The organism is Protofrankia sp. Cas3 (assembly GCF_963555955.1).
Lineage (GTDB): Bacteria > Actinomycetota > Actinomycetes > Frankiales > Frankiaceae > Protofrankia.
Genome location: NZ_CAUVXP010000221.1, coordinates 1 through 7,446, shown reverse-complemented (window position 1 = coordinate 7,446; position 7,446 = coordinate 1). Strand labels below are relative to the sequence as shown.

Here is a 7,446-nt window from a genome sequence, read left to right as displayed (position 1 = left end):
ACGTCGACGTCGACGTCGACGTCGAGGTCGAGGTGGGCGTCGTAGGCGTCCGGCGGGATGGCCAGCTCGTCGGTGGAGTACTCGCCGAAGCGGGTGATCGGGTCGGTGAGGTACGGGGAGATCTCGGACAGGTCGTCGGGGTCGATGCGCTCGCCGTCGGCCTGCAGCTGCCGGATGACCGCCATCAGATCGAGGGTGGTGTGGAAGATGACGCAGTTCGCCAGCAGCGCGTTGAACTTCATCACCTTCTCCTGCTCCTCGGGGTCGTTGTCCGCGATCACCCGGTTGGCGAACTGCAGCCACTGCGCGAAGCCGTTGTAGGACTCGACCTTGTTGGTCGCCGCCGTCACCCGCGCCCGCAACGCCGGATCCGAGAGGTAACGAAGCAGCTGGACGGTTCTGATGACCCGGCCGACCTCGCGGAACGCCCGGTAGGTGGCGTTCCGGCGGGAGCTGCTGCGCAGCCGGCGCAGCAGCAGCGTCGAGGAGATCCGGCCCGCCCGGATCGAGAGTGCGACCCGCATCAGGTCGGGGAAGTGGTTCTCGATCAGCTCCCAGTCGATGACGTTGCGGCCCGGCTCGCCGAACAGCGCGTCGATGTGGACGTAGCGGGCCTGGGCGCCCGGCCGGAAGAAGATCAGATCCTTCCAGTTCCGGATACGGGGCATCAGCTCGAAACCCAACACATGAGCGAGAGCGAACACCGGGAAACTCTGCCCCTGCGTGTCGGCGTGGATCGTGGACGGGCGCACCTCGGAGGCGTTGGCCGATCGTCACATGACGATCGGCGGCGGTGCCGTACCGTGGTGGTCACCTGGGGCGTAATGGGTCCAGGTGCCGCCAGCGTGGGCCGTGACCTCCAACCCATACACATCCGATGCAGAATTTTTGCATTTGATGCGAAACGACTGGTTAGCGGCCCCCGTGCGGACCGCGCGGCGAACCTAAGGCTGCGATCCCCCACGCCCGGGAACCGCGAAAGCCCAGGTCACGGCCACTCCAGCAAGCACTCGATGTAGACAGACACGTATTCGCATCCGATGCGATTCGCGCTACTTGGAGGACTCGTGCAGCCGTTGGCGCTAGCGATGATCTAAATCGGGGCGCGGTCTGGTGTCTCGCGGTCGCGGCCGTCCCCGTCGGTCGTCACGTGACGACCCGGTGCACGGCTTCCAGCGCCTCCGGTGTAGTCGCCTCCGGAGTTCACACATCTGCTGGGCGAGCTGCACAGGGCAGGGAGCCGAACTCGGGTTTCTGTCCACTGGTGCGGCCGCGCGGGCGTGGGCGGCTTCGAGGCTGTCGATCGGGCGACGACGCCCCGAGGGACTCGTCGTGAGCCGCCGTCGCGTGCTTTAGCTGGTGGCGTCGAGAGGGCTGTCGATGATCTCGCCGTTGCGGCTGGCTTTCATCGTCGTCTCGGCGCCGTCCGCGACGGTCGGGGAGTTATCGATTCGTCCGCCGGAGGTGGCGGTGGTGGTGGCGTCGGCGCCGCCGGACAGCGTCTGCCCGCTGGCCCGGATCATCCCGCCGCGGGCGACAATCCGCCCGCGGGTCCGAGTGCCGCCGGCGGAGGCGGTCCGGACGGCGAGCAGCACCCCGACGACGAGCAGGACGGCCAAGGCGGCGGCGAGAGCGGGGCTCCATCTGCCGGTGATCAGGTTGGTGACCAGGCCGGTGGCGACCGAGACGACCACGCCGAGCGCGGCGGCGGTACGAGGTCCAGGCAGCGGCATGGAATCATCCCCTTTGCGTGTGCGTGACGGTCTTGCTGCCAACAGTACGACCATGGGACGGCGCGCGAGCCGGGACCGGGGGGCGGGATGGCTGTCGGGGAGTTCACCGACCGGGACGAGGCGCTGGACGCCGTTGAGGAGCTGCTCGCCGTCGACGGCCGGGCGCGGCTACTGGTGGTGTCCGGGGTGACCGGGCAGGGCAAGACGAGGCTGTTGGCCCGGGCCGCCGAGCTGCACGCCGACCGGTACCGCAGGGTCGGGATCGACCTGCAGACGCTGGTCGCCGGGGGCTTCGCGGGCCTTGACGACCAGCGGATCGCCGCCGGGGTCGACGACGTGGCGGTGCTGCTGCTACGCGAGCTCGCCGCGGGCCTGGCCAGCCAGGCCCGCTGGTGGCGGCGACGCCGGGTGCGGCGCCTCGCGGACCGGGTCGGTACCGACATCGTGCCGCGGCGGGTCGACAACCGGCAGTGCGCCCTGTTCGGCGGCCGGATCGCCGAGTCCCCCCAAACCGTCCACGTGGGGGTGTCGCCGGTGGACGCGGTACGCCGGGGGGTCTGGGTCGCCCAGCTTGTCGAGGTCGCCTGCCGGGTGCGCCGCCGGCGGGTCCTGCTGACGGTGGACACCTGCGAGTGGATGTACGTCTTCGACGCCGTCGCCCCGGCCCGGCCGGCCGGGATCAGTTCCTGGTTCACCGTCCAGGTACTGCCCCCGCTGCTGGCCGCGGCTCCCCGCCTGCGGGTCATCCTCGCCGGCTGGGACGATCTGCCGGTCCCGGACACGGTGGCGAGCGTCGGCCCGTGCCAGCTGACCGGCTGGCTCCGCGTCCACACCCGGGCGTTCCTGACCTCCGCTGGGATCACCGACCCGCGGCTGCTCAACCTGCTGGTCGACGTCGTGCATCCCGACGACGACACCGCCGACGAGCGGGACAGCTCCGGCCTGCCGCTGCTCGCGGCCGTCCTCGCCGACACGGCCCCGACCAGCCAGGCGGAACGGGACCGACTGCTGTCCCAGCCCGCACCCCGGTGGGTTCCTGAGCGGATCCTCGGTCGGCTCAGCGGCCGGCAACGCGACGAGGTCGCCGCCGCGGCCGTGCTCCGCGAGATCACCCTGCCCACGCTCACAGCCCTGCTGACAGACACCACGCCGGCCGACACCGACTGGTTCACCCGGCTCACCAGCCGCGGGTTCCTCCAGCCCTTGCCCGCCGGCCCGGGACGCCACCAACCCCGCTGGCGGATGCACCGGCTCGTCCGCCGCTGGCTGCTGGACCACCTCGCCGACGCCGACCGCGAAACCCCCAGCGGCCAGCAACGACTTCCCGACCTGCACCGACGGGCCGCCGCCTACTACACCGACCTCGCCGACCGGCTTCCCGGCGCCTGGCAGCTGGAGATCGCCTACCACCGGTTCGCCCTCGGCGACCCCGCTCCCGCGGCCGGCTGGCGTCGGGAACTGTTCACCTTCGCGCACGCCGGTCGTCTCGCCAGCCTGGCCGCCGTCACCGACGTCGTCCTCGCGCCGGAGCAGCAGGCCCGGGTCCGGGACCGGTTGCCGGCGGTCGCCGCCGACGCGCTGGCCTGCTCGGCCTGGGTCGAGTATCTGCGCGGCCGCCACGACCACGCCGAACGTCAGGCCCTCGACGCCGCCGGGCTCTACCAGCAGCTCGACCAGCCCGCCGGGCAGGCGTGGGCCTGGCAGCTCGCCGGCCAGGCCGCCTGGACGACCTGGCGGTGGACCCGCGCCACCGAGCACTGGCACCACGCCCTCGACGTCGTCCGCGCCAGCGGCAGCCCCGCCCAGCTGTTCACCGTCCTGACGGCCCTCGCCGAAGCCACCCTCGACTGCGTCGAGCTGCCCGCGGCCCGCGTCCTGCTCGACGAAGCCCGCACCCTGACCGCCACCCACCCGCAGCAGGAAACAGCCCCGCCGGCCGACCCGGTCGTGCCACCCGCGGTCCCGCTCGCCGGCGCGGTCCCCGCTGACCGGCTCGCGGCCCGGCTGGCGCTGCTCGCCGCCGACACCGCGATCCGCGGCCACGACCTGGCCCAGGCAGCCGTGCTCCTCGACCACGCCGACCAGCTGGCCACCCATCCTCACGACCAGGTCGAGGTGCTCCGGCTGCGCGCCGAGCTCGCCCTCGCCGACGACCGGCCACCCGACGCCGTCCGCTACGCCGACCAGGCCGCCGCCGCCCTCACCCCCACCGCCCTCACCCCCACCGGCGACAATCCCGCCCTGCGCACCATGGTCCTGCTCACCCAAGCCGCCGCCGCCGAGCGCATCTCCACCTACGGCCCCCCGCCCGGCGTGCGCCCGCCGCTGCTGCCCGGCGACCGGCCCACCCGCGCCCTGTCCCTCACCGACGCCACCGAATCCCGCAACCAGCTTCAGCTCGCCCTCCGCTACGCCGAGGCCGCCCTCAGCCTCGCCACCGACATCGGCAACCTCCACACCCGCGCCCGCGCCCTACACACCCTCGGCCACCACGACCAAGCCCACGCCCTGTACACCCAGATCGGCGACCGGCTCGGGCAGGCCAACGCCCTGTACAGCCTCGGCCAGGTCGCCCAGGTACGCGGCGACTACGCCGGTGCCGAGGAGCAGTACAGCGCCGCCCAGGCCCTGTACACCCAGATCGGCAACCGGCCCGGGCAGGCCCACGCCCTGCTCGGGCTCGGCCAGCTCGCCCTGGTACGCGGCGACATCGCCGGTGCCGAGGAGCAGTGCAGCGCCGCCCAGGCCCTGTACACCCAGATCGGCAACCGGTACGGGCAGGCCGACGCCCTGCGCGGGCTCGGCCAGCTCGCCCAGGGACGCGGCGACATCGCCGGTGCCGAGGAGCAGTACAGCGCCGCCCAGGCCCTGTACACCCAGATCGGCAACCGGTACGGGCAGGCCCACGCCCTGCTCGGGCTCGGCCAGGTCGCCCTGGTACGCGGCGACTACGCCGGTGCCGAGGAGCAGTACAGCGCCGCCCGGACCCTGTACACCCAGATCGGCAACCGGCCCGGGCAGGCCGACGCCCTGCGCGGGCTCGGCGACGTCGCCCTGGGACGCGGGAACGACGACCACGCCCGAACCCACCTCGCCCAGGCCGTCGACCTTTACACCGCGCTCGGCCTCACCGAGCTAGCCAACGACGCCCGACGCCGCATCCCCACCACCTGAACCCTCCCGAACCAGCTAACAGCGAGTAACCGTCTATGTGGTGAATCAGGCGAACTCAGGACGGTCGAACACGCGACTCTGCCAGTCTCGACCCCCAACCGGGCCCCAGAATCAGACCGAGAGCGGGCACGTCATGACGTGATCCGCCTCGCTGCGACCTGTGACGACAACCGGTTTGACCAGCAACGATGACGCCCACGATGAGCGCGGCGATGACACGTCATCACGACCGTCATCCGCGCCCCAAACCAGCATGAAATGAACGCCAGCGGGTCCCACTGAGCCGGTGCCGATGCCCGTCGTGCCGGGAGCGGGGTTCGGATTCAGGCGCTCCGGGTTGCTGTGATCAGCATGAACAGAGGGCGGGTGAAGTTCTCGGCCCACCACGGGTCGTCGCCTAGCTGTTGCTCCGACGGGTGCGGTTCCCGGATACCGGTGATGGCCAGGCCAGCAGCTGCGAACGCACGAGTGAAGTCCTCCAACGGCCGGGTCCAGGCAACCACCGGCACGGGAGACACCTCGCCGGCGACGTCGAAGTGCTGCTCGATCCGCCGCGGCCGGTAGTAGTCGGCCACATCCACCGGCCTGGCCCGGGAGCCGTAGAAACACGGGTGCAACAACAGCGCGACGACCCGGCCGCCGGGGGCCAGGACCCGGGCGAACTCGGCGATCGCCGGCGCCGGCTCCTCCAGATCATTCAGGACGTGGTTCGCGACGACCAGGTCGACCGCACCATCGGCCAGGGGAAGCGCCGCGACGTCGGCGGTCTCGTAGGTGATGTCGAGCCCTTCGCGGGCGGCCGTGTCCCGAGCGGCCTCAACCAGCTCCGAGCACAGGTCCACCCCGACGACCGGCCGGGCACCACCGGCCGCGAGCAGCCGGGCCAGGTAGCCCTCACCACAACCGGCATCGAGCACCGACAGACCCGTCACATCCCCAGCGGCCTCCAGCACGGCCGCGTCCGTCAACCCGGTCCGGTAGCGGTCCAGCCCGTCCCGGATGATCCGTGTCCAGTACTCGGCGTTGGCGCTGTAACTGGACCGGTCACGGCTGATGGTGGTCATGAGGCTCCTGTCGGGATCTGCCGAGCCAGCGTGTCCATCGCACGCCGGATGATCGAGTCATTCACCATCTCGCGCCGTTCCAACAGCGCTACACGCAGCTCACCCGCACGCAGGCCGAACGTCGGGTCACGGTCGAGCGCCAACGGCACGTAGGTGGTCACAAGGTAGTAGCAGTAGGCGTCACCGTACTGGCCGAGCTCCCGCAGGATCTCCCCCGCTGTGCGGCGCAAGAGCAGCGACGGAGGCAGCGAGAAGTCGAGGGTCGGCCGGCTGTCCCGCATCCACGTCGGGAACGCCCACTCTTCGACCAGACGCAGCGGCGGGTGCTTGTCCACAAGGTGGCGGTACCGGTCCGCCAGGTCGCGGTCGTCAGACTGCCCGAGCGCTCCCATGACGGTGCTGCGAAGGGTGAACGCTCCCCGGCGGTCCATCGCCGCGCCGGCGAGCTGCTCGGGGAGCACGCCGGTGGCTTTCGCGACGTGGTGGGTCAGGTGGGCCTGGGCAAGGATCGCATTGAACGAGTACGCCGACCGGGTCAGCAGCGGTGCGAGCGATCCGGCCGCCTCCAGCAACGGTCGCGCATCGACGAGAAGACCCCCTGCTGGGCTGAAGAGAACGTCAAGTGCCCGGTCCTGTTCCCGCCCCCAGAACCGCGGGAGGTACTCCATCGCCCGTGCGATGTCACCGCGGACGACCTGGAGCGCCGCCTCGAGTGCATTCGCAACGTAGGGCGCCGGGACCGAAAGGCTGACAAGTGCGGCCTCATCGACGGCAAGACCCTCTCGGTGAAGGTCGTGGACAAGCCGTGCCTGACGTGTCCGCAACGGGTAGGTCGTGGCGTACTCGGCTACCCCGGGCACCGCGGCGATCAGCGCCTGTAGAGACCGTCCTCGGATCCGGTCCAGCCAGTCGGGCATGTCCCACAGGCGGCTGACGGTGCTCTCGTCCAGTTCCGCGAGCAGGGCCACGTCGGACACGCCGAACCCCGACAGCGCAGCGATCTGGGACAGACAGGTCGGGCGCAGGTGCTCCATCGATGTCTCCGCCTTCTGCCCAGCCGTTCAGCGTCGCGTTGCACTGTGCAAACGGTGGCAGCCTCCGGGACGACACCTGTGCAGGTCAATGCCGCTTGCACGCACGCAACACCCCTGCGGGGCAGGGGGCCGCATACCCGCATGCGTCCAGCGGTGACCGAACATCCACTCACCGTCGACCCTTGCAGCCATGCGATCAATCCACCGTCCTACACAGATAGCGGCCGATGTTGTCCGCACAAGCGATGGCACGGCCGACGGTGGCGGCCAGCTGTCAGTGGAGCCAGGTGGCGACGACAGTCTGTCACGTCATGTTGAGCCAGTGCTCCAGTTTGGCTGCAAGCTGGAGCACTTCCTCGTACATCGCGACAGGGCGACTGTCGGACTTGAGCTCGGTGTAAAAGCCGGCGGCTATGGCACCACTACAGATCGTCGCCGCAG

Annotated in this window: 4 protein-coding genes and 1 pseudogene; 1 reads left to right on the top strand and 4 read right to left on the bottom strand. The window is 70.8% G+C overall.

The window, feature by feature from the left end; translation table 11 throughout:
- Together U9983_RS25555 and U9983_RS25550 are read right to left on the bottom strand one after the other, a co-directional pair.
- Positions 1 to 758: pseudogene (locus U9983_RS25555) on the bottom strand (Tn3 family transposase); the annotation flags it as partial.
- Positions 759 to 1,352: 594 nt separating this feature from the next.
- Positions 1,353 to 1,733 (bottom strand): hypothetical protein, encoded by a 381-nt coding sequence (locus U9983_RS25550; protein ID WP_322756456.1) that lies wholly within the window; start codon positions 1,731 to 1,733, stop codon positions 1,353 to 1,355.
- Between the two features lie 87 nt (positions 1,734 to 1,820).
- On the opposite strand from U9983_RS25550, the gene U9983_RS25545 reads away from it, so the two are divergent.
- Positions 1,821 to 4,907 carry a tetratricopeptide repeat protein gene (locus U9983_RS25545; RefSeq protein WP_322756455.1) on the top strand — a complete coding sequence of 1,029 codons (3,087 nt, stop codon included), beginning with the start codon at positions 1,821 to 1,823 and terminating at the stop codon, positions 4,905 to 4,907.
- A 323-nt stretch (positions 4,908 to 5,230) separates the two neighbouring features.
- On the opposite strand, the gene U9983_RS25540 is transcribed toward U9983_RS25545, so the two are convergent.
- Entirely contained in the window at positions 5,231 to 5,971 is a 741-nt protein-coding gene (locus tag U9983_RS25540) for a class I SAM-dependent methyltransferase (protein ID WP_322756454.1), read from the bottom strand.
- Positions 5,968 to 7,005: a hypothetical protein gene (locus U9983_RS25535; RefSeq protein WP_322756453.1), complete on the bottom strand. Its 1,038-nt coding sequence runs from the start codon at positions 7,003 to 7,005 to the stop codon at positions 5,968 to 5,970. Before U9983_RS25535 ends, U9983_RS25540 begins: the two co-directional genes overlap by 4 nt.
- Between the last annotated feature and the right edge of the window lie 441 nt (positions 7,006 to 7,446).

Excerpts from the sequence above, each read along its gene's own strand:
- U9983_RS25550 (WP_322756456.1), bottom strand. The coding sequence starts at position 1,733 with ATGCCGCTGCCTGGACCTCGTACCGCCGCCGCGCTCGGCGTGGTCGTC.
- U9983_RS25545 (WP_322756455.1), top strand. The coding sequence starts at position 1,821 with ATGGCTGTCGGGGAGTTCACCGACCGGGACGAGGCGCTGGACGCCGTT.
- U9983_RS25540 (WP_322756454.1), bottom strand. The coding sequence starts at position 5,971 with ATGACCACCATCAGCCGTGACCGGTCCAGTTACAGCGCCAACGCCGAG.
- U9983_RS25535 (WP_322756453.1), bottom strand. The coding sequence starts at position 7,005 with ATGGAGCACCTGCGCCCGACCTGTCTGTCCCAGATCGCTGCGCTGTCG.